Here is a 23,782-nt window from a genome sequence, read left to right on the forward strand (position 1 = left end):
CGTGTGTTCCAACTGGTTTCCGATGATGGCCGATCTGCTGCCCGTTTCCCGCCACCTGCTTGCCGCTACCGCTTTGGCGACATTGTCCGCCTGCAGCGTCATTCCCGATACCGGTGCGACCGATCCTGATCGGTTCGTGCAGGAAACGTCACCGGTCTTCTATCGGCCCGAAGGCATCGATCCGCAAAAGGTGCGGCGCCTGCCGGTGCAGCCCGTGCCGCAATCGCGCGATCTCTTCCGCACGCAATTCCATCAGACCTATGGCCTGCCGACCTTCAATCCGGTGCATCAGGCCATGTATGCGCAGCGAGACGAGGACGATTTCACGCTGCCGGCCATCCCCTACAAGCGCATCGATCCACGCTTCCTGCGGCAGGAGGTGGACTACACGACCAACGAGCGGCCCGGCACGATCGTCGTCGATACCAGAAGCCACTATCTCTATTTCATCGAGCCGGGCGGCAAGGCCATGCGCTATGGCGTAGGCCTCGGTGCGGCAGGTTACGCCTGGCATGGCAGGGGCGTCATTCAGTCGAAGCAGAAATGGCCGCGCTGGACTCCGCCCGCCGAAATGGTTGCCCGCGAACCGCAGATGAGGCCTCTTTCGGCCGAGCGCGGCGGCATGAATCCGGGGCCGACCAATCCGCTCGGCGCGCGTGCGCTCTACATCTATCAGAATGGCAAGGACACGCTTTACCGCGTCCATGGCACGCCGGATTGGCAGTCGATCGGCAAGGCAGCATCCTCCGGCTGCGTGCGCATGCTCAACCAGGATGTGATGGATTTATACAGCCGCGTGCCCGACAAAGCGGAAATCGTCGTTTTGTAGCGGTAATTTACCACAAATTTTCGTGATGTTGCATAAGTGCGATAGCCGCGCTCGGCTGCGCTCTTTAGTTTTGCTCCTGTCTCTGCGAACCTCGGGGCAGCCGAATCAGCTTTTTGTTGCGGGTTCTTGCTTCCCTTCAATAGGAACGATGCTGTCGACATGAGCCTGCCTTCATCCTTTTCCCGACGTAATTTCCTCGCCCTTGCTGGCATCGGTGCCGTCTCGACGCTCGCCGGCTGTGCCTCCACCATCGACAACGGCCCTGTCGTCAGCCCGGTGCAATATACCGGCGCGCCCAGGCCGTTCCGTACCTGGCTCTCCAGCTATGACGGTGAGCAACCGGATCCAGCCGTGATCTATGCGGCCATGGACGATGGCGGCTTCCATCTCCCGGCGATTCCCTATCAGCAGATCGATCCGCGCTTTTATCGCCAGCGCGTCGTCGATCCCACAGGCGAAGCGCCGGGCAGTGTAATCGTCAATACCACCCAGCGCATGCTCTACGTCACCGAGCAGGGCGGCACGGCGATGCGCTACGGCATCGGCGTCGGTCGCGAAGGCTTTGCCTGGCAGGGCCGCGGCGTCATTCAGTGGCGCAAGAAGTGGCCGCGTTGGAACCCGCCGGACGAAATGGTTGCCCGCCAGCCGGAGCTCGTCAAGTTCTCCATCGCCAATGGCGGCATGGATCCGGGTCTGAAGAACCCGCTCGGCGCGCGCGCTCTCTATATCTTCGAGGGCAAGCAGGATTCGCTTTATCGCCTGCACGGCAACCCGGACTGGCGCTCCATCGGCAAGGCCGTTTCTTCCGGCTGCGTCCGTCTGCTGAACCAGGACGTCATCGATCTCTATGATCGCGTGCCGGAACGCGCGCCGATCCTGGTGACGTCTTAACATCGAGTTATTGTCGTAAGCGGGACGCCACGAATGCGGGCGTCCTTCCTCGCCCCTCTATCCTACCGAACGGGCGGGCGAGATGACCTAAGGCAGCCGCCGCTCACTCGGCCGTCAGATTGATCTTCAATTGCTGTAGCCTGTCGCGCAGATTGGCGATTTCAGTCATGTCGCAGCCGGTGGCCTCGCCGATGGCGTCCATGATGGTGCCGACCTGGCATTTCATACCGGTACCCTTCTCCGTCAGTGAAATGATCACCTGCCGCTCGTCCTTCGGGTCGCGCGTGCGGCTGATCAGGCCAGCCTGCTCCAATCGCTTCAACAGGGGCGACAGTGTGCCGGAATCAAGATCCAGCTTTTCGCCGATGGTCTTGACCGAAAGGCGACCCTTTTCCCACAGCACGAGCATGACGAGATATTGTGGATAGGTGAGGCCGACGCGATCGAGGATCGGCTTGTAAGCACGGTTGAAGGCATGTGCGGCGCTGTAGACGGCAAAACAAAGCTGCCTTTCAAGCCGCTTTTCTTCGTCGGGGATCATGCTTTGCCCATTTGGCTTGTCCGTCATTGCTGCTCCGCCATTTTTTTGTTGGGTGCATTGTCACAAATTCACTTTGCGAAATCAAATTGCAAAAATATATATTGCGCACGATTAAATCGTGATATATAAAATCGACATCCAACCCGAAGGAGAGATGACATGCCTATTCTCTACACCACCAAAGCTTCCGCCACCGGTGGCCGCGCTGGCCGCGCTGTTTCCGAAAACGGCGTCCTCGACGTCACTCTGACTGTGCCGAAGGAACTCGGCGGCGATGGCGCTACCGGCACCAATCCCGAGCAGCTCTTTGCGGCTGGCTATTCTGCCTGCTTCCTCGGCGCTTTGAAATTTGTGGCAGGCCAGCAGAAGGTCAAGATTCCGGAAGACGCCAAGGTGACCGCGACTGTCGGCATCGGCCCGCGCGAGGACGGCGGCGGCTTCGGCATCGAGGTGTCTCTGTCCGTCCACATTCCCGGCATGGACAAGGCCGAGGCTGAGAAGCTCGCCGCCGCCGCCCACATCGTCTGCCCTTATAGCCACGCCCTGCGCACGTCGACCGAAGTGCCGGTCACGGTCGCCTAAAACGAAATCCTCCCACGCGGCCGCGTGAGAGGCGGACAAATCAAAATTGGGAGCGGTGAGCTTTTTGCTTGCCGCTCCTTTTCTTTTGCAAGAAAGATGCTATATATTTTCTCAGGAAAGGATAAGGCGATGGCAAAAGCTCAAATAGCAGGTCATTCGGCGCCTGGTGAGGCTGCCGTCATCACCAAGGCCGTTGTCAATGCCGCCGAGCGGCTGGGATTGAATGCGCGCATATTGGCTGCGGTGATCGGCGTTTCCGAGGCGACCGTCTCGCGCATGAAACGGCAGGATCACCTTCTGGAGCGTGACAGCAAGCCATTCGAACTTGCCGTGCTTTTCGTTCGTCTCTTTCGCTCGCTCGATGCCATTGTGGGCGGCGATGAGATGGTGGCGCGCCAATGGCTGCGCAACGGCAATCTCGCCCTTGGCGCCGCGCCGCAAGATAAGATCACCTCTATTTCTGGTTTGACCGATGTCCTTGCCTATCTGGACGCCCGCCGCGCTCTCATCTGAGGCGGGGGCAATTTCCGGCCGTTATTGGCGGCTGGTGGAATCGCAGCATCAGGTCTCGACGCTGAAACTGGTCGATACGCTGGAAGAGCAGGCGCTCCTCGAAAATCTTCTGGAAGAAAGCAAGCCGGTCCTGCCGCCGGAATGTGCCGGGCTCGACTATCTGCTCGCCACGCCCTTTCGCTATGGCGCGATCTATCCGCACGGTTCCCGCTTCCGCCGTGCCGGCCGCACGCTCGGCGTTTTCTACGCCTCCGAACAGGTGGAGACGTCCCTAGCGGAAATGAGCTTCTATCGGCTGCTCTTCTTCCGCGATTCCCCGGATACCCCACTGCCCACCAATGCTGCGGAATATACTGCCTTTGCCGCGGCGATCGCGACGAAGGAGGCGATCGATCTGACAAGGCCGCCGTTGGATCGCGACCAGCGGCAATGGACCGATCCGGTCAATTACGAGGCATGTCAATCGCTTGCCGTGGCAGCGCGGGCAGGGGGCATCGAGGCGATCCTCTATCGCTCGGTCCGGGATCCGCAAGGCGGCAGAAACATGGCGCTTCTAACTGCCAGGGCCTTCGCGGCGCGCGAACCTGTGGAACGACAGACCTGGCGCATCAGGCTGTCGCGAGCCGGTGTTCAGGCGCTTTGTGAATTCCCCAGGCGCCGTATCGGCTTCGAACGGAAGGATTTTGGCAGCGATCCCCGCCTGGCGGGATAGCGGCTCAGAGCAACGCCGCCAGGTCACTCCGCAACCGGTCGCCATTGCCATCGGGCAGACGCTCTTCCAAGGCCGCATGCGTTGTCTTCCAGATCGGCACGGCGGCGGCGAGCATCGCCCTGCCTGATGGTGTGAGGCTGAGCAGGCGGGCGCGGCGATCCTTGGGATTGGGCATGATATTCACCCATCCGCGCCGCTCCAGCGGCTTTAAGGCTGCCGTCAACGTCGTCTGATCTATTGCAAGCAGTGTCGCGACAGGACCCATGGGCGCGGGCTCCGGCCTGTTCAAGGACATCATCAGGGAAAACTGCCCGTTGGTGAGCCCGAGCGGCCTCAGCGCCTCGTCGAAACGTCGCGCCAGAGCTCGCGCCGCACGCTGGACATGCAGGCAAAGGCAGGTGTCACGCACCAACAGGGTAGTTTCAAAGGGAATTTCGATCGCGTTTGACATGATTCATTAATATTGATATCAATATATTTGTCAAGATTTGGACTGGAAAACGCCGGAGGAGGGCGCTGACAATGAACCAGGTCGTTTCCCGAGACGTATGGCTGGAGGCCCGCCGTCAATTGCTTGCCAGCGAGAAGGAGGCAACGCATTTGCGCGATCGCGTCAATGCGGAGCGCATGGCCTTGCCCTGGGTGAAGGTCGAGAAAGACTATGTTTTCGATACGCCGACCGGCAGGAAATCGCTTGCCGATCTCTTCGATGGCCGCAGCCAGTTGATCGTCTATCACTTCATGCTCGGTCCGGATTGGGAGGCTGGATGCCCTGGCTGCTCTTTCCTCGCGGATCATCTCGATGGAACGCTTGTGCATCTCAACCATCATGACGTCACATTGGTCGTCGTTTCCCGTGCCCCGATCGACAAGGTGGAGGCCTACAAAAAACGGATGGGCTGGAACTTCCCCTGGGTATCGTCCTTCGCCAACGACTTCAACTTCGATTATCATGTCTCCTTCTCGAAGGAGCAGCTTGCCGGCGAGACGGTCTTCTACAATTTCACGCCCATGGATTCGGCTGAAGGCAATGACGAGCTGCCTGGTCTCAGCGCTTTCTACAAGGACGAGGTTGGTAATATTTTCCATACCTATTCAAGCTATGCCCGCGGCCCGGAAGAGTTGATCGGCACGCTGATGATCCTTGATCGCGCACCCAAGGGGCGCAACGAAAGCAGCACGATGAATTTCGTTCGTCGTCATGATGAATATGAGGATACCGCCAAGGCGCATTCCTGCCATTGAGACGCTACAGGACTGTGATATTTGTTGATTCCGTGGGAGCAGGGGTCGAAATATTGTGTTTTGTATTTAGGTAAGACGTAGCGTTTGCTTGCAGCGAAACAAACAGGTCGATTGATCGATTATCGTTCGGCCGTCACTTTCATCGGCGATGATGGCTCGCGCTGACAACCGGCTCAAATTGAGCTGGACGAATGCCACAAACGAATAGGGAGAGATTCGATGGCTGAGAAGGGTTATTTTGTCTGGTACGAGTTGATGACCACCGACATGGCAGCGGCAGAGGCTTTCTATCGTAAGGTTGTCGGCTGGGACGCAGAGGACGCCGGCATGCCGGATGTCGGCATGGCCTACACACTGTTTAGCGCCGGTGCGGGTCCCGTCGCCGGATTGATGGTGCTGCCTGAAGAGGCGAAGGCCATGGGGACGCCCCCCTGCTGGACCGGCTATATCGGCGTGCCTAACGTCGACGAGGCAGCCAAGACCATCGTCGCGAAGGGCGGCAAGGTCTATCGCGAGCCGACGGATATTCCGGGCATCGGCCGGTTTGCTGTGGTGGCCGATCCCTATGGAGCCGCCTTCTGCATCTTCACGCCACTACCCGGGCAGGATTGGGGTCCGTCGGAGCCCGCTGCTGCCGGCTATATCGGCTGGCATGAACTCTATGCCGGCGACGGCCAGAAGGCCTTCGATTTCTATTGCGAGATGTTCGGCTGGGAATCGAGTTCCGACTTCGATATGGGCCCGATGGGCACGTACAAGATCTTCAAGATCGGCGATCGGGACTTCGGCGGTATCATGACCAAGCCCGCGGAAATGCCGGTGCCGGCCTGGAATTTCTACATCAACGTGCCGGCGATCGATGCGGCGATCACGCGTATCAGCGAGGGCGGCGGCGCGATCGTCAACGGCCCGATGGAGGTTCCCGGCGGTAGCTGGATCGTCCAAGCCACCGACCCGCAGGGAGCGTTTTTCTCCCTGGTCGCGCCGATACGGTGATCTCTACCCTCCCCTTGAGGGGGAGGGTCGGCCCAAAGGGCCGGGGTGGGGTGATCTCCAAGTTTGCGGCATGTCACCCCCACCCGCGGCTTTGCCGCGACCTCCTCAAGGGGAGGGTACCCTTCTACCGCTTCAAGCTTCCCAGAATCCCCCGGACCAGCGCGCGGCCGACCTGCGTGGCGACCGTGCGCGCCACGCTCTTCAAGGCCGCTTCCATGATCGTCTCGCGCTGATAGCCGGAGCGGCCGCGGCTTGATGTCTTGTTGCTGTCTCCGCCAAAGCCGGGGAGCGTCCAGCCATCGCCAGCATTATCGCTCTGCGGCGCGGCTGCCTTGCGCGCGCGTTCGGTCAGGATTTCATAGGCGGATTCGCGATCGATCGTCTGGTCGTACAAGCCTGCGACCGGGCTGGCGTTGATGACGGCCCGACGTTCCGCATCGCTGACGGGCCCGATACGGCCTGACGGCGGGCGGATCAGCGTGCGCTCGACGATCGACGGCGCGCCCTTGCCCTCGAGCATCGAAACGAGCGCTTCGCCGGTGCCGAGTGTGGTGATGACTTCAGTGCAGTCGAAGGCGGGATTGGGCCGGAATGTCGAGGCTGCGGTCTGCACGGCTTTCTGCTCGCGCGGCGAATAGGCACGCAGCGCATGCTGCACACGGTTGCCGAGCTGCGCCAGCACCGTTTCTGGCACATCGAGCGGATTCTGCGTCACGAAATAGACGCCGACGCCCTTGGAGCGGATCAGGCGCACGACCTGCTCGACACGCTCGATGAGCACCTTCGGCGCGTCGTTGAAGAGCAGATGCGCCTCATCGAAGAAGAAGACGAGCTTCGGCTTTTCCGGATCGCCGACCTCAGGCAGTTCCTCGAAGAGTTCCGACAGCAGCCAGAGCAGGAAGGTGGCATAGAGGCGGGGGTTCATCATCAGCTTGTCGGCGGCCAGCACCGAGACCTGCCCGTAGCCGTCGTTGCTGACGCGCATGATGTCGGAAATTTTCAGCGCCGGTTCGCCGAAGAAGTTTTCAGCACCCTGCTGCTCCAGCACCAGAAGCGATCGCTGGAGCGAGCCGACTGACGATTTCGAGATCAGGCCGTATTTGCTGGAAAGCTCGCTGGCGTTTTCGCCCATATAGTTCAGCAGCGCCTGGAAGTCCTTGAGATCGAGCAGCGCCAGACCGTTTTCATCGGCGATCTTGAAGGCGATGTTGAGCACGCCCTCCTGCGCCTCCGAAGCGTCCATCAGGCGCGCGAGCAGCAGTGGCCCCATCTCGGCGATGGTCGTGCGCACGCGGTGGCCCTTTTCGCCGTAGATGTCCCAGAAGATGACAGGGAACTGATCGAATTCATAAGGGGACAGGCCGATTTCCTCGGCTCGCTTCAGCAGGAAGTCCTTGGCCTCGCCCTTGACGGCGATGCCGGAGAGGTCGCCCTTGATGTCAGCGCAAAACACAGGCACGCCGGCCTTGGAAAATCCTTCCGCCAGCACCTGCAGCGTCACCGTCTTGCCTGTGCCTGTCGCACCGGTGACGAGGCCGTGGCGGTTGCCGAATTTCAGCGTCAGGAATTCGTCCTTGTTGATGCTTTCGTCCGGATTGCGGCTGGCGCCGACGAAAATCTGTCCATCCTGCTGCGGCATGGTGTCGTCTCCCTTTGGGCGGCGGCACAGCAACGCTTAAAGGTTGCCAGAACCGTTCATCGATTTGTCCTGACACTGTTATAAGAACTGACTTGAACGGGGACAACCATTCGCGTCACGGTTATGTTTCTGGTAGTATAACGAGGTCCGGCGCGGCTTGTGTCGGTTGGCCCGTTCAGTTACGTTGACGTTAACGTCGTAAAAAGGCAGGAGGCCAAAGTGAACGAAGTTATTGATCAGATCGCGACCAAAGCCGGCATTGCTCCTGATCTCGCAGAGAAGGCCGTTGGCATGATCCTTGGCTTTCTGCAACGCGAGGCTCCGGATGGCCCCGTCACCAAGATGATCGAATCGATCCCCGGCGCGTCTGATCTCGTTGCGCAATACAATGGCGAGGAAACATCGGGCGGCGGCCTGCTCGGCGGCCTCCTTAGCGCCGTTGGCGGCGGTGGCGGCCTCATGGCGCTCGGCCAGCAATTGATGAGCAGCGGTCTCAGCATGGGCGAGATCACCTCGCTCGCCAAGGAAACGATCGCAACCGCCCGCCAGCATGCCGGCGACGAAGTGGTCGACCAGGTCGTCAACTCCGTTCCTGGCCTGCATCAGTTCCTCTGAGATAGGTAAGGCCTTTCCGGAAAGCTCGGAGAGGCCGGCAGCCACCGGCGCGCGTCGATTTTTGCAGGCGCCGCCAGCGAGCGATGGTCTAATCTTCATGTCTTCCGGCCTTCGCCATCCCTTGTGAGGCGAGGGCCGTGGCTTTTGGGGAGGTCGCCTCATGTCCGTCAGCGCTATTCCCTCCCTTTTGCCGGGAGGGCCGGGGCATCGTTTCGTGCTATACGGCGATTCCTGCTCCGGCGTTCCGGGTGCCCTGCATGAAGGCACCTTCGCTGCCGTCAACGCCGTCTTGCGCCGGCTCGATCCGCCGCCGGAATTCATTCTGTTTCCGGGTGACGAGATCATCGGGCTGACGGCCGATCCGGAAGCGCTGCGGGCGCAATGGCGGCATTGGCTCGATCATGAAATGGCATGGCTCGACCGGCAGGCGACGCCGCTCTGGCACACCACCGGCAACCACACGACCTATGACGAGATGAGCGAGCGGGTGTTCCGCGAGGTGCTTCAGCTGCCGGAAAACGGGCCGCCGGGGCAGGAGGGACTGTCCTATTGGGTCCGCCGCGGCGATCTTCTGCTTGTTTTCGTCCATACGCTATGGACAGGTCTTGGCGGCGAGGGGCATGTCGAGACGGAATGGCTGGAGGCGACGCTGAGGGAGCATGCCGATGTCAGGCACAAGATCGTCCTCGGCCATCATCCGGTCTTCCCGGTCAACGGCTTTTCCGGTGCATACCAACGCGAAATCGGTCCCGAATATGCCGGGCGATTCTGGGATATTCTCGTGGAAGCCGATGTGCTTGCCTATGTCTGCAGCCATATGCTCGCCTTCGACGTTCAGGTTCATCGTGGCGTCCTGCAGCTCTGCACGGCAGGGGCAGGTACTGCGCATCGGATGCCGGAGGAGGTGGAATATCTGCATTGCATCCAGGCCGCGCTGGATGCGGACGGGTTTCGCTATCAGGTGCTGGACACCGATGGCGTGGTTCGCGAGAAACTGCAATGGCCTTTCAAGCCGGCCGAGAATTGGCAGAATCTGTCGCCGGGATCGCATGCGGCAGGCTTCGGCGGCTCCAAAGGGCCGAACCATGTCGTCGAACTGCGGATTACGGGGTTCATGGCAGATGGGCCGCATGCACCGGCGCAAACGCTCTTCTCCGCCTTCGATCCTCAAATCATCGCGCCGCTTTGGCTCGGCCTGCGCGGCCCGCATCAGACCTTGACCCTGATTCTCGGCCGCAAGCCCGGCCGCAGCCCTCATTATTGGTTCGGACCCGATCTGATCCCCGGCCAGCCTTTCGATATCGACATCGCCTTGCATGCCGGCATGGGACCGGGCGGCATGCTCTATCGTAAGCACGAGGATCACCGATGGAATTCATTCCACGGAGCCTCCGCAACCGGCCTCGAGCATATGGTCTGGCCGGCGCAATGGAGCGTGGGACATGGTCAGGGCGGTCCGGTGGATCGCCCCTTCATAGGGGATGGCCTGCAGGTTCAGATTACGGCGGCGGTATGATTGCCAAGCCTCGGATCGGTTGAAATTGAAAATGCCGTCGCCGGGGATGCGGGTATTCTATCCAAGAGAGCCTAAATTTTTTTGACACCCTTATTGCGGGATATAAAAGATATATTCCGTCCGTTGCCGGAAGCAAGCTTGCAACTATTGCGCGTGCATTGTAGTTGAGAGCAAATCTTTTGGGGGGCAGAGGGGTAAATATGAAGCGGTTTTTAACAGTCATTGCGCTCGTTGGACTGGCTGGTTGCCAAGGTGTATCAAGTTTTTTTCCAAATGCTAAGGTCGCAATCGTTGACGGCATAGAATATTCGGTCAGGCCGCTTTCAAGCAAGAACTCCTGGCAAGCTAGCCTAAATCGCCCGAGTGGCGCGTCGCTGATCGTTATAGATCCGACCATCTATGCGGGGAATGTGAAAGCTATCGAAGCAGCTACTGGCTGCACCGTTCTTAGAGAGACAGTTCAGAATTCGGATAACAATACCATTGCCGCTGTAAATTGTTCAAAATCAACAGCGAAAAAGTAATAAAATCATTGCGATAAGGGCCGGCATCTATCGATACCGGCCCGTGCACATTCAAACCGTCTTTCTGCCCGGTTTATCGCCCGGCTGATGCCAGATGCGGCCGTCGCGTCCGATGAGTTCGTCGGCGCAGGCCGGCCCCATGCTGCCGGGCGCGTAAGGATCGGGCTTGCCGCCCTCGGCCCAGAGATCGAGGAATGGCTGCACGGCTGCCCAGCCGGCCTCGATGCCGTCGGCGCGCTGGAACAGGGTCTGGTCGCCGACGAAAAGCTCGTAGAACAGGCTTTCATAGCCCGTCTGCTTGCCGATATCGAAACGATCGGCATAGCGGAAATCGAGCGAAATCGGCGCGGTTTTCAGCACAAGCCCCGGCGATTTGATCGAGATTTCCATGTCCAGCCCCTCATCGGGCTGCACCTGGATGATGAGCCTGTTCGGCGGCAGCTGAGGGCGCGAATCGTGGCGGGGGAATTGTGCGAAGGGCACCTGCCGGAAGGTGATGACCACCTCAGTATCGCGCGTCTTCATCGCCTTGCCGGTGCGCAGGTAAAAGGGCACGCCGGCCCAGCGCCAAGTGTCGACCAGGAGCTTCAGTGCCACGAAGGTTTCCGTATCGCTGTCAGGCGCAATATCGGCGGTCTGAGTATAGGCGGGCAGATCCCTGCCGGCGAGCGGGCCGGCCGTATAGGCGCCGCGCACACCGTTCTGGGTTGCTTCCTCACGCGAATAATGGCGCAGAGCTTTCAGAACTTTAGCTTTTTCGTTGCGGATCGATTCTGCGTCGAAGCTGTTTGGCGGCTCCATGGCCACCATCGCCAGGAGCTGGAAGAGATGGTTCGGCACCATGTCGCGCAAGGCGCCGGTCGCATCGTAAAACTTGCCCCGAAGGCCAACATCCACCAGTTCCGCTGCCGTGATCTGGACGTGATCAATGTAATTGTTGTTCCAGAGCGCCTCGATCATCATGTTCGCAAAACGCGTCGTCATGATGTTCTGGACGGTTTCCTTGCCGAGGAAGTGGTCGATGCGATAGATTTGGCTTTCTTCGGCATGATTGAGGAGTCGCGCATTCAGCGCCTGGGCCGAGGCAAGATCGTGGCCGAAAGGCTTTTCGATCGCGATGCGCCGGAATGCGCCGGTCGTTTCGTCGGTTAGGCCGTTTTCCGAAAGCTTTTCGGCGATATCACCGAAGAAACTCGGCGGCACGGCGAAATAGAAAGCCGCATTGGCGCTCGGCGCATGCGAAAGATAATCCGCGATACTCTTGTAGACAGCATTCTGGGTGAAGTCGCCGGAGATGTAGCTGATGCGCTTGCGCAGGCTTTGCCACGCCGCTTTTCGCTCCTGATCCTCGATGTCGCCTGATGTTTTCAAGAATGCATCCAGGCGCTCCAGCAGCATTTCGACGTTGCCGGGTTCGATGCCGATGCCGAGAACATGCAGATCTTCGCCCACAAGCCCGTTGTAGGTCATGTTGATCAGTGTCGGAATAAGAAGGCGCCGGGTAAGATCGCCGGTCGCGCCGAAGATTACGAATGTCAGCGGCGGGGCCGGTGCAACGTCGGGGCTGGTCATGAGCGCATCTCCTTCTGGCGGCCATACAAGGGGCTTCTGGACGACATCGACTATCTCCTCGGAGCTATTGCTGTTTCAGCTTTGGCTGCTCGTGTTCTAGCGCGGGCCAACGCCGGTTGTCGATGGGATCGACAGACCGCTGTCAGCCCGACTTTTGGGATGGGGTGTCGCCTACTTCTTCACGGCGACCAGGAAGAGCCGCGGGAAGCGCAACAGCACCTTGCCGTCCACGAGCGGCGGATAGGCCTTTTCGATGCGTTTCAGATACTCGGCCGCGAAAGCGTCCCGATGCTCGGCGCCAGCGTGATCGAGATAGGGACGCAGGCCTGTGCCTTTGACCCATTCGACGATGGCAGCAGCATTCTCCAGCGCGTGATTATAGTTGGTGTGCCAGATATCGACGCGTGCCGACTTGCCGATCAGCCTGTTATAGTAGGCCGAGGGTGTGGGAAGGGGATTGCGGCGCACGCTTTTTTTCGCGAAAGCGTCGCTCCAGGGGCCGTTCTTCGCGGTTTCCTCCATCATCAGATGGTTGGGCTCGGTCAGATTATCGGGCATCTGGATAGCCAGTACGCCGCCGCGCTTCAGCCCATCCATCAGGTGATCGAAAATCTCAAGATGATCGGGCAGCCACTGAAAGACGGCGTTGGCAAAGAGCAGGTCGACGGGCTCTTCAGGGCGCCATGTGGCAAGATCGGCCTTGACGAAAGTCGTGCCGGGCATGCGCTTGCGCGCCGCTTCCAGCATATTCTCATCGCTGTCGAGACCGGAGACACCGGCGGCGCCATAGCGCTCGACGATCAATTCTGTCGAATTGGCGGGGCCGCAGCCGAGATCGATCGCTCGTTCGATGCGCTCCAGCGGCACCTGCGCCAGAAGATCGCGCGCCGGACGCGTGCGTTCATCCTCGAATTTCACATATTGGCCAGCAGACCATGCCATGAGCGTATCCTCTACCTAGATTGCATATTCCATCGGTTGAATCCGGACCTTGTCGATATTTCGGCCATTGAGTTTGACCACTTCGAAGGCGAGTCGGCCAGAGTTGAAGCGTTCGCCCTCATGCGGCAAATGGCCAAGGCCCCATAGAATGAAGCCGGCAAGCGTCGAATAGCGATCCGCCTCGTCGATGAGGTCGGTGCCGACAAGCTTCGACAGATGGCGAATGTCGATCCAGCCGTCGACGGTCAACGATCCGTCCTCGCCCTTGTCGATGGTCAGCGGCTCATTGTCCTCATCGGGGAATTCGCCGGCGATCGCTTCGAAGAGGTCGGTAGTCGTCACCAGTCCTTCGATTTCGCCATATTCGTCGAGAACAAGCGCCATCGCCTGGTTGGACTGGCGCAGCCGCTCCATCAACTTCAGCACATTGATGCTTTCATGCACGGCAAGCGGCTGACGGATGGAGCGCTTAATATCGATCTCGCCGTCCTGCAGCAGATCGCGCATGACGTCGCGCGCGCTGGCGATGCCGACGAAATTGTCGAAGCTGCCGCGGATGACCGGAAAGCGCGAATGGCCGATCTCGATGACGCGGCGTTGCTGCTCCTCGCGCGGCTTGTCGAGGTCGAGGCAGACGATATCCGTGCGCGGTGTCATGATCGAGCGGGCCGAGCGATCCGCGAGCGTCAGCACGCCGTGGATCATGTCCTTTTCCTCCGTCGAGAACACTTCCTCGGTCACCAGCTTTTCGGCTGTCCGCTCGCTCGTTTCGCCGAGAGCGCCCTGCGGCCGTTGTGCGCCGAGCAGGCCAAGAACGGCGTCGGCGGTGCGGTTGCGAATGTTGGTCGGCGTGATCAGCCGTTCCTTGTTGCGCCGGGCGAGCTGGTTCAGGGCCTCGATGACGATCGAGAAGCCGATTGCCGCATAAAGATATCCCTTCGGCACATGGAAGCCGAAGCCTTCGACAACAAGCGAAAAGCCGATCATCATCAGGAAGCCAAGGCAGAGGATGACGACGGTCGGATGTTTCGAGACGAAGGCCATCAGCGGCTTCGACAGGAACAGCATGACCCCGACGGCAATGATCACCGCAACCATCATCACCGAGAGCTCTTGCACCATACCAACTGCGGTGATGACACTGTCGAGCGAGAAGATGGCATCGAGTACGACGATCTGGACGATCACCTGCCAGAAGACGGCATGAACGATCTTCTTTTCCCCCTGGGCCTCTTGCCCTTCCAGCCGCTCGTGCAGTTCCATCGTGCCCTTGAACAGCAGGAACAGGCCGCCGACGATCAGGATGATGTCGCGACCGGACAGGCCGAAGCCCCAGACGGAGATCAGAGGTGCCGTCAGCGTCACCACCCAGGCGATGGAGGCGAGCAGCGCCAAGCGTATGATGAGAGCCAGCGCCAGTCCGATCATGCGCGCGGCATCGCGTTGGTGCGGCGGCAGCTTGTCGGCAAGGATGGCGATGAAAACGAGATTGTCGATGCCGAGAACAATCTCGAGAACGATCAGGGTAGCAAGCCCGATCCAGGCGGATGGGTCGGATAGCCAGTCGAAGATCATTAATTCCTAAGCTTGGCGCCGGCCATGATAGGCCTGCCAATTCTTTCCTTCAGTTTTTCGGATGATATGCCGCGCGCCAATCCCAAAGCGCGGCTGGTACAGCCGTCGCTATCCGGATCGCATAGACCAAGCGGGTCGGCTTTCCTGGGACAAGAACTATAAGGCTCGCTATCGGGCATGGCCTGCTATCTGGACACGAAATCGCATTTGCGCAAGGGCGCGGGGCAGATCAATCTACCTGAGTTGCATGACATTTTTTCAAAAATGCTTTTTTGCCCATGGTTTCGACCACTCTGAAAGGTCGACGGCGGGCCGTCTTGCGCTCGGAGTGAGATTCAAAATCGCGTGATGACGCTGATCCCCGTGCCCTCGGCCTTGTCCAGCATCGTCAACGCCGGAACGGCCTCCTCCAGACTGATCCTGCGGCCGATCAGCTTTTGCGGCGCAATCTTGCCGGCCGCCAGCATGTCGAGCATGGCATCGTAGCGCCAGGCCTGCATGCCGTGGCTGCCGTAGATTTCCAGCTCATGGCCGATGACTTGCGCCATGGGGATCTGCGGCGTTGCATGCTCGCCGAGCATCAGGCCGACCTGAACATGCCGGCCGCGCCGGCGCAGGTTCTTGATGGAGTTGAAGCAGGTTGCGGGGTGGCCAAGCGCATCGATCGACACATGCGCTCCGCCCTTGGTGATCTCGCGCACCGCTTCCGCGACATCGGCGACGCTTGCCGCATTGATCGTCGCGACAGCACCGCACTCACGGGCGAAAGCCAGCTTCTCGTCCGAAATGTCGATGGCGACGGCATTCGCTCCGAGCGCGCTGGCGATCATGATCGCGGAGAGACCGACGCCGCCGCAGCCATGTACGGCGATCCACTCGCCGGGGCGGGTTTTCGCCTGATCGGCGACGGCGCGGAACGAGGTGGCGAAACGGCAGCCGAGGCTCGCCGCCGTCGCATCATCTATCGTCTCGGGCAGGTGAACGAGGTTCGTGTCGGCATAGTCGATCGCGACATATTCGGCAAAGGAACCCCAATGAGTGAAGCCGGGCTGGAACTGGTTGGGGCAGACCTGCTGGTTGCCGGAATGGCATTCGGCGCAATGGCCGCAGCCTGATACGAAGGGAACGGTGACGCGATCGCCGACCTTGAAACGGACGACGCCGCGACCGGTCGCCACGACCTTTCCCGCAAGCTCATGCCCGGGCACGTGAGGGAGCCTGATATCTGGGTCATGGCCCATCCAGCCATGCCAGTCGCTGCGGCAAAGCCCGCTCGCGCCGACCGCGATGACAACGCCATCCTCGCCCGGCGTCGGGTCGGCCAGGGTGCGGATCTCGGGCATCACCTCGAAGGCCTCGTAATACATCGCTTTCATCGGAATTCTCGCTTTTCCTAACGGTCGTTGCAGGCCATCATTTTTCCTGATGAACCTATTCGTCAAGCTGTTGTTTCGGCGCATGAAAATTGCGCTATGAATGCGGTATCAGGCGCTTTGTTGCAAATGGATTTTGTCGCGCAGTTTCTGCTTGACCCTGGGATTGTGCGGTTATTTGCTTTTCGCCACGTTAGAGAGGAAACCACCATGGCCGTCGATACATCGCCCCGCACCACCACATGGACCCATGTCGAAGGAGAATGGCTTACCGGCAATCCGCCGCTGATCGGGCCGACCTCGCATGCCATGTGGCTTGCCTCGACCGTGTTCGATGGCGCACGCTGGTTCGACGGCATCGCCCCCGATCTCGATCTTCACTGCCAGCGCATCAACCGCTCGGCTGTGGCCATGGGGCTGAAGCCGATCAAGACATCAGAGGAAATCGAGGCGCTTGCCTGGGAAGGCATCAAGAAATTCGATGGCAAGACGCCGCTCTACATCAAGCCGATGTATTGGGGCGAGCATGGCTCTGCAGGCAGCGTCGTCGCCGTCGATGCGGAATCGACCCGTTTCGCACTCTGCCTGTTCGAGGCGCCGCTCGGCGGCACTGGTGGTATCACGCTGACCGTCTCGCCCTTCCGTCGTCCGTCGCCGGAAACGGCGATGACCGACGCCAAGGCGGGCTCGCTCTATCCGAACAGCGGCCGCATGATCCTGGAAGCGAGGAAGCGCGGCTTCGACAACGCGCTCGTCCGCGACATGAACGGCAATGTCGCCGAGACCGCCTCATCCAACGTGTTCATGGTCAAGCACGGCGTTATCTATACACCGGTCGCCAACCGCACCTTCCTTGCCGGCATCACCCGCGCCCGCGTCATCGGCCTGCTGCGCCAGGAGGGTTTCGACGTGCGCGAGGAGACCCTGTCTGTCGAACAGTTCACGGACGCCGATGAGATCTTCACGACGGGCAACTATTCCAAGGTCGTTTCCGTCAATCGCCTGGACGACCGCGAATTCCAGCAGGGGCCAGTCGCCCGCAAGGCTCTGGAGCTCTACATGCATTGGGCACACGGACGCCGCACCAGCGAAGAATGAGGGCGACGGCGAAGCACTAAGCCTCGGTGAAGCGCAGAGTTCGGCGGAGGCCGCTTTCCGCCGGATCATTCGTCAGCAATAGTCGATGCGCTTTCGGATCGGAACAAACATAGGCGCCAAGGCGCAAAAGAATAAATTACGACATAAGAAATATTGAGAATTAATCCCGCGGCGATTGCTATTGTGGTAAAGTGAACTTGGTCGGCATAACCACTAAGGAGGCCGCCATGAAAATTTCTCTTCCTGCGTCTGTCTATCTCTTCGACTATTACAGGGTTTTTCTTCAGCTCTGTGTCGTGTTGGCGATTGCATTCATCATCTATTCGACGCTGTTCGGATTGACCTGGTGATATCGGAAGCGATCGAAGCCGTCGGCCCATGAAGGCGGACGGGTCCATATTATTAAGAGGTAGTCGACGATGAGCCTGAGCTTTCCCAACCGCAGCCGCAGTTACGATGCCTCGGCACGGCGCATCCGTTTCACGGGCCATGACGGCATGTTCGAGGTTCCGTTTCTCGTCGAGGCGGATGTCTTCCCGGGTGCCAGCACCGAGGCCGGCTATCTAGCCGCCTTCGATGCCGGTCGCGACGCGATCCAGAAGGTCGCAACGAAAGCCTATGGCTATGCCCGGCGGCGCCTCTATATCCTGACGGCGAATGATTTTCGCTGACGGGATTACTCGGTCTCTTTCCTAGGGCTGACCCACCAGCAGTAAATTGCCCCGATCGCCAGCAGCACGCAGGTTCCGAGGAACACGGCGCGCATGCCGATATGGCCGCCGACGAAACCGCCCATGACGGGACCTACCACCTGACCGACGTATTGTGAGGAGATGGAGAGGCCGAGGATGCTGCCGGTGGCTGCATCCGGCACATTGTGGCGGATAACGGCGGTGATGCAGGGCAGGAGCCCACCAAGTGCCACGCCCATCAGGAAACGCAGCGCGATCAATTGCCAGGCCGAGGTCACGAAAGCCTGCGGGATCAGCAGCAATGCTGCGACCGCCAGGGCTGCCATGATCACGGTCCAATGGCCGATGCGGTCAGCGAGCTTGCCGAGCCATGAGGCTGACAGGATGCTGCCCAGGGCCGCCGCGGCCATGACAACGCCGGATACCATTGTCACATTCGTATCGGCCACGAACTGCGCGACATAGATTGTTATGATCGGCTCGATCGACATGTTGGCCAGCATCAGCAGCAGGCCGATCGACAGCATGGCGATGACGGGGCGTTTGTCGGGGATGGAGGCCCAGCCGCCGCTGGCTTTCGCCGCCTTCTTCCGCGCCGCCGATTTCTCCTCCTTTATGAGGAAGGTCGTCGCCAGGAAGGTGAAGAAGATGATGCCGCCGGCGAGCAGGAACGTACCGCGGATGCCGATCAGCGGCGGCAACGCGCCGCCGATCAACGGTCCCACGAGGTTGCCTGCCATGATGCCGGCGGACAGCGTGCCCAGCGCCCAGGCCGAGCGATGCTTCGGCGTCTGCGTCGCCACCAGCACCATGGAGCCGGAGGCGTAGCCGCCGGCAAGGCCGGTGAACAGGCGCAATGCTACCAACTGCCAGACATTGCCCGCCATGCCCATCAGCGAGATCGCGACCGTCATGCCGAGGCTGGCGCGCACCAGCATCAGCTTGCGGCCGTAGATGTCGCCGAGCCGCCCCCAGAGCGGCGCGACGAAGGCGGCGGCGAAGAACGTGGCGCCATAGGCGATCCCAGACCATTGCACGATCGCCGCCTTGTCGGTAACGCCGAGCTCCTCGACATAGATCGGCAGGAAGGGAAGCAGTAGCGTCATCGCCACGATGGTCGTGAAGGAGCCTACGAGGCAGATGATCAGGTTCCGCATCCAATGAGCGGTTTCCGGCTCAGCAGGTGCCGCTGCTTCCCATCTCGTCTCGGTCATTTCCTGGCCTTCGCATTCAATGTGTAAAACAATTCCCGACTGCCTGACGCAAGGATATGACCCTTCGCGGCGGCGAGCAGGTCGGCGCGGGTGAACAGGTCGGGAAGGTTCAGTCGGTCGACATCCAGCGCGTAGACGGTGACATGATAGCTGTGCACGCGCTCGTCGTTCCAGGGCGGGCATGCGCCCATATACCCCCCATGCGGCCCATCCTTCAAGTTGCCGCCGCCGGCGCCGTTCTGGCCGCGCCGCCCGTGGTCCGTGCGCTCGAGCGGCAGGCCGCTCGCCGAGGGGCCACCGCCATCGGCGCCTTCGGCAAGCGTCGTGCGGGAGGCGGGAATATCGGCAAGGACCCAATGGACGAACTCCATCCGCTTGAAGTCTTTCGGGATGGCCTTGTCGTCCTTGTTGAACAGAGAGAAGTCGGTCGGCACATCCGGATCGACCATGGTCACGGCATAGGAGCGCGTGCCTTTCGGCCCCTTCGCCCATGACAGGGGAAGGCTCTTGTTCGGACCGGGCGCCGATTTGTCGTTCGGTGTCGAAATGCAGGAGGCATTCTCCGGCGACAGCATCCGGCCGTTGCTCTTTTCGATCGTCACCTTGAGATCGGCCGATAGGGCCGGCGTGACGGCCGCCGCGACGACAATGGCGGTGATGAGGGTGAGACTGCTTTTCATGATGTTGCCCTTTCGCGTTTCGTTCCATGCGAGCTTTCGAGGGCAGGGTCTAGCAAATCCACCCTGAGCACTGGCGCACGCAAACGCTCAATATGCGGCCAAAAACGCTCACGCGCTGCGCAGGCGGCCCGCGAAGCGGCGAGGGGAACGATAGCCTGTTGCGAGGGCCGCCTCGCGCAGCGACAGTCCGTCTTCGACAAGCAGCGTCGTGGCCAAGGCAATACGCTCGCTCGCCAGCACGTCGCGCAGCGACGCACCCTCCCGCGACAGGCGGCGGCGCAGTGTTGCATTGCTCGTGCCGAGTTCGGTGGCGATAAGATCGGCGGTCCAGGGACGATCCGGCTGCCAGCGCACCAGAGCGCGTACGGCATCTGCGGTCGTTTCCGGCGAGCCCGGCAGCGCGCCGCGCATGCCGAGTACCATGAGCACTTCCAGGAGGCGATGCTCGATCAGGGCGGTCGGCAGGCCGCCGGCGGCGATACCTTCGCCGGCGTGATGGACGGCGGCGGCCAGCAGCGAATCCAGCGGCAGATCGATCTGCGAGGCGACGCGGGCGGGCGGGAAGGCTTTGGTGGCGCGGCGCGCGAGTTGGTCGGGAAAGGTGATGAAGATCGCCCGATAGATGCCGCTCTGCGGATCGGGATCGTTGACGACATCGCCGCTCCAGCCCGCGGGCAGCACGATCACCGTGCCGGCGGCAAAGCGCCGATGCCGTCCCATGCTCAGAATTTCCTTGGAGCCTTCGAGGATGGCAACAATCGAGAGCTGGGAAAAGGCCGAGCCGGCAATGCGCTCGCGTTCGCGCGTGACGAAGGTGAAGAGTGTGGAGTAGCTGTTTGCGCCGACCGGCATCGCGGCGGGACGATTGTCCTTGGCCGCCAGGCGGCGCAACTTTTCCAGTATGTAATTGTGGGCCTCGGACACGACGATGGCTTTCTGCAGATGAGGGGCGTCGTCAAGTTTGGACCACACGGGTGACGATGCCAAGGCCGCAAAGTGCCTTGTCGGTTCGGTTGGCATATGTTATAACCGATTGCGTTTTGCAATCAGTTTGCGGCTAACTCAACAAATTTGGGGTTGGTCGCCTGCCTTGGAGAGGAGACGCATCATGAGTTCTCTTGAAACTGTCCGCTGCGATACGGTGCGGCGCCTGTTTACCGCCTATGTGGCGCAGCATCCCGATACCGTCGCTCCGATGCTGGCCCCTGATTTCACCTTTTCCAGCCCGCGCGACGATCACATCGACCGGCAACGGTATTTCGAGCATTGCTGGCCGAAAGAGAAGGTGTTTCGTGACATTCACATCGAGCATCTGGTGCCCGATGGCGACGACGTGATCGTCAGCTATCGTGCCGAGAAGATGGACGGCAACAGTTTTCGCAATGTCGAACTGATCCGTTTCGCCGGCGACAGGATCGCCGAGGTGAATGTCTATTTCGGGCGGGACGTCTGACGCAATTCCAGGAAAGGTGCGAAGCGGATTTCCATCCGGAATTGCGTAAAAATAGCCGCTTCAGACGGCAGTGATCTTCGACAAGGCTGCCGCCAGAGCGGTCGTCGGACCACTCATGGGGTGGGCGCAATTTTCAGGGAGCAATTGCGCGGCGTCGGTCATGGAGGCCTGCGCGAAAACCACCGTGACGGGGCCGTCGCCATGGGCCGCCTCCACCGCCTTGGCGATGGATGCCAGATAGGCCGGCTGATCGCCCGCCCGAAACAATGCCCATGCGCCGGGGATCAATCGAACCTCGATCGCAGCACCTGTCGCTTCGGCCGCCGCCTCGAACAGTCGGGTGGTCGGGCCGATGGTCGTTTCGACGGTGCAGAGCGCGATCACCTTGCCACCCGCTTTGACGGCCTCTTCCGCAAGCACGCCATCGGCTCTGACGATCGGAACCGCTGCGTTTGCGGCGGCTTCCGATGCCGCCGGGCCGAGAGTGGAGCAATTGAGGACGACAGCATCCGCATCCCGCGCAAGGCACTGCAGGACATCAGCCGTCTCCATCACGATATCGCTCGTCAGTCCTCCCAGCCGTTCGGCAGTCAAGAGGAGGTCGGCGCGGACATGATGATGAAGGGCGCCAGCCGGAAGGCCAAGCTGCCTTGCTGCATCCTCATAGATCGGGATATTGCTGTCGGCTGTGTGCAGGCAGGCTATTTTCACGGAATTTGTCTCGCTGAGGCCACTCGACACTGTCGGGATTCGCCGAGGCTAGCCTCTGGCGATCTCGTTGTCGACGCGTGTCATGTCGCAGATCGTGGCCGCGCTGCTTCAACCTGAGAGCAGCCTGACGTCGCAGCGTGCGCTATTCGGCGTCCGCAACGGGCGTGATCGGTTCGATATCGACTTCCTGCGTCACACGTTCCTGGGCGACGTCGTCATTGCGCATCCGGTATTGCGGGGAATTGTCCCTCGCCGGAAGAAAAGCCGTGATCCGGTAAATGTCCGCCGCTTTCGGGGAAAGACCTTTCCGGCTCTTGAGTCGAACGATCTGGCCGATGGGGAAACGGTGGATGGGCACGGTACACTTCTTCTTTCCGGCCACCTCTGTTGCATGGCCTTGTTATCATGGCGCTCTGGCGCGAATGTCGTCTATCGGGAAATGCATGTCCGGCAAGACGGCGGAGATGCCGCTTGCCGAACATCGTGGCCTGATTGTCGACGGAGTGATCGCGGGCTGCCAGTACATCCGTGGTCAGCGCCGCATTCCGTTCAAATCATGCCAATCTGAGCTTGGAAACAGAGCTGCGGCCCATGCCGTCCTGCTCGATTTCGAAGATCAGCTTCTGACCTTTTTTGAGTGTTTCCAGCCCGGATTTCACCACTGTTTTCGCGTTAACGAAAATAGCGACGCTTCCGTCGGTCGGCTGAATGAAGCCGTAGCCCTTTTCCAGGTCGAAATTCTTGACGATACCATTGAACATGCTGTCTCCCCGGGCCTGGCATGGTCAAATGACGGCAGCTGTGCCGTCCATATCCAGACCATACGGTTGAGGAGATCGGCGGGTCGAGAACTCTGACGCCGCGAAGAGCCAAGCCACCCAAAACGATCCTTTGCAACTACAAGATGATTAAGGCTTAAATAAGACCAGTCTTGGCTGAAAGCGCGAATAGACCGTCTTTGCTGCATTTAGATGGCGATACCACGTCCATGCTGGCTTGATCGGCGCAAATGGTATCCGACTGATGGCGGGTAAATTTTCCTCCGGCCCGCGACTTTTTTGGCATGTCGCCGGTTGCCCTTCCAAGCATCCCCTCCTATGTTCCCGATCACCTGCCGACGCAATTTTTTGCCAAGAGGAGATATGACCATGGCTTTCGAATTGCCTGAACTTCCCTATGATTACGAAGCGCTTTCGCCGTTTATGTCGCGCGAGACCCTCGAGTATCACCACGACAAGCACCACAAGGCCTATGTCGACAACGGCAACAAGCTCGCCGCTGAAGCAGGCCTTTCCGATCTCTCGCTCGAAGAGATCGTGAAGAAGTCGTTCGGCACCAATGCCGGCCTCTTCAACAATGCTGCCCAGCACTACAACCATATCCATTTCTGGAAGTGGATGAAGAAGGGCGGCGGCGGCAACAAGCTGCCGGGCAAGCTCGAAGCAGCCTTCGCTTCCGATCTCGGCGGCTACGACAAGTTCAAGGCCGATTTCGCTGCTGCCGGCGCCACGCAGTTCGGTTCGGGCTGGGCATGGGTTTCCGTCAAGAACGGCAAGCTCGAAATCTCCAAGACCCCGAACGGCGAAAACCCGCTCGTTCATGGCGCCAACCCGATCCTCGGCGTCGACGTATGGGAACACTCCTACTACATCGACTACCGCAACCTGCGCCCGAAGTATCTCGAAGCCTTCATCGACAGCCTGATCAACTGGGACTACGTCCTGGAGCGCTACGAAGCCGCAACGAAATAAGCTTCGCCGTATCGGCTGGCTTTCACACCCGGCGTCACCTTGGCGCCGGGTGTTTTCTTATCCGCCGATCGTCAATAATGATGTTGTCCGCGTACCGCTTTGCCGGCCCAAGGAGGCT

The 23,782-nt window shown here is 60.1% G+C and carries 28 protein-coding genes; 15 read left to right on the forward strand and 13 right to left on the reverse strand.

All coding sequences use genetic code 11. The annotated features are described in order from the left end of the window. Positions 1-22: 22 nt before the first annotated feature. Both FHT28_RS19525 and FHT28_RS19530 read left to right on the forward strand, forming a co-directional pair. Complete coding sequence (locus FHT28_RS19525) at positions 23-829, forward strand: L,D-transpeptidase (RefSeq protein ID WP_037193630.1); 807 nt, start codon at positions 23-25, stop codon at positions 827-829. 159 nt (positions 830-988) lie between these two features. Next, positions 989-1,720, forward strand: coding sequence for a L,D-transpeptidase (locus FHT28_RS19530; RefSeq protein ID WP_037193632.1), 732 nt, complete (start codon positions 989-991; stop codon positions 1,718-1,720). A 103-nt stretch (positions 1,721-1,823) separates the two neighbouring features. Here FHT28_RS19530 and FHT28_RS19535 read toward each other — a convergent pair whose 3' ends face one another. Continuing rightward, positions 1,824-2,288 carry a MarR family transcriptional regulator gene (locus FHT28_RS19535; protein WP_113119240.1) on the reverse strand — a complete coding sequence of 155 codons (465 nt, stop codon included), beginning with the start codon at positions 2,286-2,288 and terminating at the stop codon, positions 1,824-1,826. A 132-nt stretch (positions 2,289-2,420) separates the two neighbouring features. Here FHT28_RS19535 and FHT28_RS19540 point away from each other — a divergent pair, with 132 nt between their 5' ends. The 3 genes from FHT28_RS19540 to FHT28_RS19550 all read left to right on the forward strand — a co-directional run bounded on the left by FHT28_RS19540 (position 2,421) and on the right by FHT28_RS19550 (position 4,068). Further along, positions 2,421-2,843 carry an organic hydroperoxide resistance protein gene (locus tag FHT28_RS19540; protein WP_092572891.1) on the forward strand — a complete coding sequence of 141 codons (423 nt, stop codon included), beginning with the start codon at positions 2,421-2,423 and terminating at the stop codon, positions 2,841-2,843. Positions 2,844-2,972: 129 nt separating this feature from the next. Continuing rightward, positions 2,973-3,356 carry an MbcA/ParS/Xre antitoxin family protein gene (locus FHT28_RS19545; RefSeq protein ID WP_113119239.1) on the forward strand — a complete coding sequence of 128 codons (384 nt, stop codon included), beginning with the start codon at positions 2,973-2,975 and terminating at the stop codon, positions 3,354-3,356. Beyond that, a complete protein-coding gene (locus FHT28_RS19550; protein WP_168597082.1) occupies positions 3,316-4,068 on the forward strand; it encodes an RES family NAD+ phosphorylase in 753 nt (250 codons plus the stop codon). Before FHT28_RS19545 ends, FHT28_RS19550 begins: the two co-directional genes overlap by 41 nt. A gap of 4 nt (positions 4,069-4,072) precedes the next feature. Here FHT28_RS19550 and FHT28_RS19555 read toward each other — a convergent pair whose 3' ends face one another. Further along, positions 4,073-4,519 (reverse strand): MarR family transcriptional regulator, encoded by a 447-nt coding sequence (locus FHT28_RS19555; RefSeq protein ID WP_168597083.1) that lies wholly within the window; start codon positions 4,517-4,519, stop codon positions 4,073-4,075. A 71-nt stretch (positions 4,520-4,590) separates the two neighbouring features. Between FHT28_RS19555 and FHT28_RS19560 the strand changes: the two genes are divergently transcribed. Together FHT28_RS19560 and FHT28_RS19565 are read left to right on the forward strand one after the other, a co-directional pair. Continuing rightward, on the forward strand, positions 4,591-5,313 hold the full coding sequence (locus tag FHT28_RS19560) for a thioredoxin family protein (protein ID WP_168597084.1): 723 nt from the start codon (positions 4,591-4,593) through the stop codon (positions 5,311-5,313). A 219-nt stretch (positions 5,314-5,532) separates the two neighbouring features. Next, positions 5,533-6,309: a VOC family protein gene (locus FHT28_RS19565; protein WP_037193650.1), complete on the forward strand. Its 777-nt coding sequence runs from the start codon at positions 5,533-5,535 to the stop codon at positions 6,307-6,309. Between the two features lie 124 nt (positions 6,310-6,433). Here FHT28_RS19565 and FHT28_RS19570 read toward each other — a convergent pair whose 3' ends face one another. Further along, positions 6,434-7,948 carry a helicase HerA-like C-terminal domain-containing protein gene (locus tag FHT28_RS19570; RefSeq protein ID WP_168597085.1) on the reverse strand — a complete coding sequence of 505 codons (1,515 nt, stop codon included), beginning with the start codon at positions 7,946-7,948 and terminating at the stop codon, positions 6,434-6,436. A gap of 219 nt (positions 7,949-8,167) precedes the next feature. On the opposite strand from FHT28_RS19570, the gene FHT28_RS19575 reads away from it, so the two are divergent. The 3 genes from FHT28_RS19575 (at position 8,168) to FHT28_RS19585 (ending at position 10,603) form a co-directional block, all read left to right on the forward strand. Continuing rightward, a complete protein-coding gene (locus FHT28_RS19575; RefSeq protein ID WP_037193654.1) occupies positions 8,168-8,563 on the forward strand; it encodes a hypothetical protein in 396 nt (131 codons plus the stop codon). A gap of 160 nt (positions 8,564-8,723) precedes the next feature. Then, a complete protein-coding gene (locus FHT28_RS19580; RefSeq protein ID WP_168597086.1) occupies positions 8,724-10,079 on the forward strand; it encodes a metallophosphoesterase in 1,356 nt (451 codons plus the stop codon). A gap of 200 nt (positions 10,080-10,279) precedes the next feature. After that, complete coding sequence (locus FHT28_RS19585; RefSeq protein ID WP_168597087.1) at positions 10,280-10,603, forward strand: hypothetical protein; 324 nt, start codon at positions 10,280-10,282, stop codon at positions 10,601-10,603. A gap of 51 nt (positions 10,604-10,654) precedes the next feature. On the opposite strand, the gene zwf is transcribed toward FHT28_RS19585, so the two are convergent. The 4 genes from zwf to FHT28_RS19605 all read right to left on the reverse strand — a co-directional run bounded on the left by zwf (position 10,655) and on the right by FHT28_RS19605 (position 16,068). Then, entirely contained in the window at positions 10,655-12,175 is a 1,521-nt protein-coding gene (gene zwf, locus FHT28_RS19590; RefSeq protein WP_168597088.1) for a glucose-6-phosphate dehydrogenase, read from the reverse strand. 171 nt (positions 12,176-12,346) lie between these two features. Beyond that, positions 12,347-13,117, reverse strand: coding sequence for a trans-aconitate 2-methyltransferase (tam, locus tag FHT28_RS19595; protein WP_047559658.1), 771 nt, complete (start codon positions 13,115-13,117; stop codon positions 12,347-12,349). Positions 13,118-13,132: 15 nt separating this feature from the next. Continuing rightward, a complete protein-coding gene (locus FHT28_RS19600; RefSeq protein ID WP_168597089.1) occupies positions 13,133-14,692 on the reverse strand; it encodes a TerC family protein in 1,560 nt (519 codons plus the stop codon). A 335-nt stretch (positions 14,693-15,027) separates the two neighbouring features. Next, positions 15,028-16,068 carry a zinc-dependent alcohol dehydrogenase family protein gene (locus tag FHT28_RS19605; protein WP_168597090.1) on the reverse strand — a complete coding sequence of 347 codons (1,041 nt, stop codon included), beginning with the start codon at positions 16,066-16,068 and terminating at the stop codon, positions 15,028-15,030. A gap of 207 nt (positions 16,069-16,275) precedes the next feature. On the opposite strand from FHT28_RS19605, the gene FHT28_RS19610 reads away from it, so the two are divergent. From FHT28_RS19610 to FHT28_RS19615, 3 genes are all read left to right on the forward strand, one after another. Next, complete coding sequence (locus tag FHT28_RS19610; protein WP_037193669.1) at positions 16,276-17,163, forward strand: branched-chain amino acid aminotransferase; 888 nt, start codon at positions 16,276-16,278, stop codon at positions 17,161-17,163. A 227-nt stretch (positions 17,164-17,390) separates the two neighbouring features. Next, positions 17,391-17,513 (forward strand): hypothetical protein, encoded by a 123-nt coding sequence (locus tag FHT28_RS36685; RefSeq protein WP_271024474.1) that lies wholly within the window; start codon positions 17,391-17,393, stop codon positions 17,511-17,513. A 69-nt stretch (positions 17,514-17,582) separates the two neighbouring features. Further along, on the forward strand, positions 17,583-17,834 hold the full coding sequence (locus FHT28_RS19615) for a DUF1488 domain-containing protein (RefSeq protein ID WP_037193671.1): 252 nt from the start codon (positions 17,583-17,585) through the stop codon (positions 17,832-17,834). Positions 17,835-17,839: 5 nt separating this feature from the next. On the opposite strand, the gene FHT28_RS19620 is transcribed toward FHT28_RS19615, so the two are convergent. From FHT28_RS19620 to FHT28_RS19630, 3 genes are all read right to left on the reverse strand, one after another. Further along, on the reverse strand, positions 17,840-19,069 hold the full coding sequence (locus FHT28_RS19620) for an MFS transporter (RefSeq protein WP_037193674.1): 1,230 nt from the start codon (positions 19,067-19,069) through the stop codon (positions 17,840-17,842). Beyond that, entirely contained in the window at positions 19,066-19,749 is a 684-nt protein-coding gene (locus FHT28_RS19625; RefSeq protein WP_168597091.1) for a YbhB/YbcL family Raf kinase inhibitor-like protein, read from the reverse strand. The genes FHT28_RS19620 and FHT28_RS19625 overlap by 4 nt, the downstream gene beginning before the upstream one ends. 108 nt (positions 19,750-19,857) lie before the next feature. Further along, positions 19,858-20,673, reverse strand: coding sequence for a helix-turn-helix domain-containing protein (locus tag FHT28_RS19630; RefSeq protein WP_168597127.1), 816 nt, complete (start codon positions 20,671-20,673; stop codon positions 19,858-19,860). 184 nt (positions 20,674-20,857) lie between these two features. Between FHT28_RS19630 and FHT28_RS19635 the strand changes: the two genes are divergently transcribed. Continuing rightward, a complete protein-coding gene (locus FHT28_RS19635; protein WP_113119230.1) occupies positions 20,858-21,202 on the forward strand; it encodes a nuclear transport factor 2 family protein in 345 nt (114 codons plus the stop codon). 60 nt (positions 21,203-21,262) lie between these two features. Here FHT28_RS19635 and FHT28_RS19640 read toward each other — a convergent pair whose 3' ends face one another. The 3 genes from FHT28_RS19640 to FHT28_RS19650 all read right to left on the reverse strand — a co-directional run bounded on the left by FHT28_RS19640 (position 21,263) and on the right by FHT28_RS19650 (position 22,674). Further along, the gene (locus FHT28_RS19640) at positions 21,263-21,913 is read right to left on the reverse strand and encodes an aspartate/glutamate racemase family protein (protein WP_168597092.1); all 651 of its coding nucleotides are present in this window, start codon (positions 21,911-21,913) and stop codon (positions 21,263-21,265) included. A 142-nt stretch (positions 21,914-22,055) separates the two neighbouring features. Next, the gene (locus FHT28_RS19645) at positions 22,056-22,271 is read right to left on the reverse strand and encodes a hypothetical protein (RefSeq protein ID WP_113119229.1); all 216 of its coding nucleotides are present in this window, start codon (positions 22,269-22,271) and stop codon (positions 22,056-22,058) included. A gap of 196 nt (positions 22,272-22,467) precedes the next feature. Next, entirely contained in the window at positions 22,468-22,674 is a 207-nt protein-coding gene (locus tag FHT28_RS19650) for a cold shock domain-containing protein (RefSeq protein ID WP_037193682.1), read from the reverse strand. A gap of 387 nt (positions 22,675-23,061) precedes the next feature. Between FHT28_RS19650 and FHT28_RS19655 the strand changes: the two genes are divergently transcribed. Then, positions 23,062-23,664, forward strand: coding sequence for a superoxide dismutase (locus FHT28_RS19655; RefSeq protein WP_034508020.1), 603 nt, complete (start codon positions 23,062-23,064; stop codon positions 23,662-23,664). Positions 23,665-23,782: the final 118 nt, after the last annotated feature.

The organism is Rhizobium sp. SG570, assembly GCF_012275345.1.
Classification (GTDB): Bacteria; Pseudomonadota; Alphaproteobacteria; order Rhizobiales; family Rhizobiaceae; genus Rhizobium; species Rhizobium lusitanum.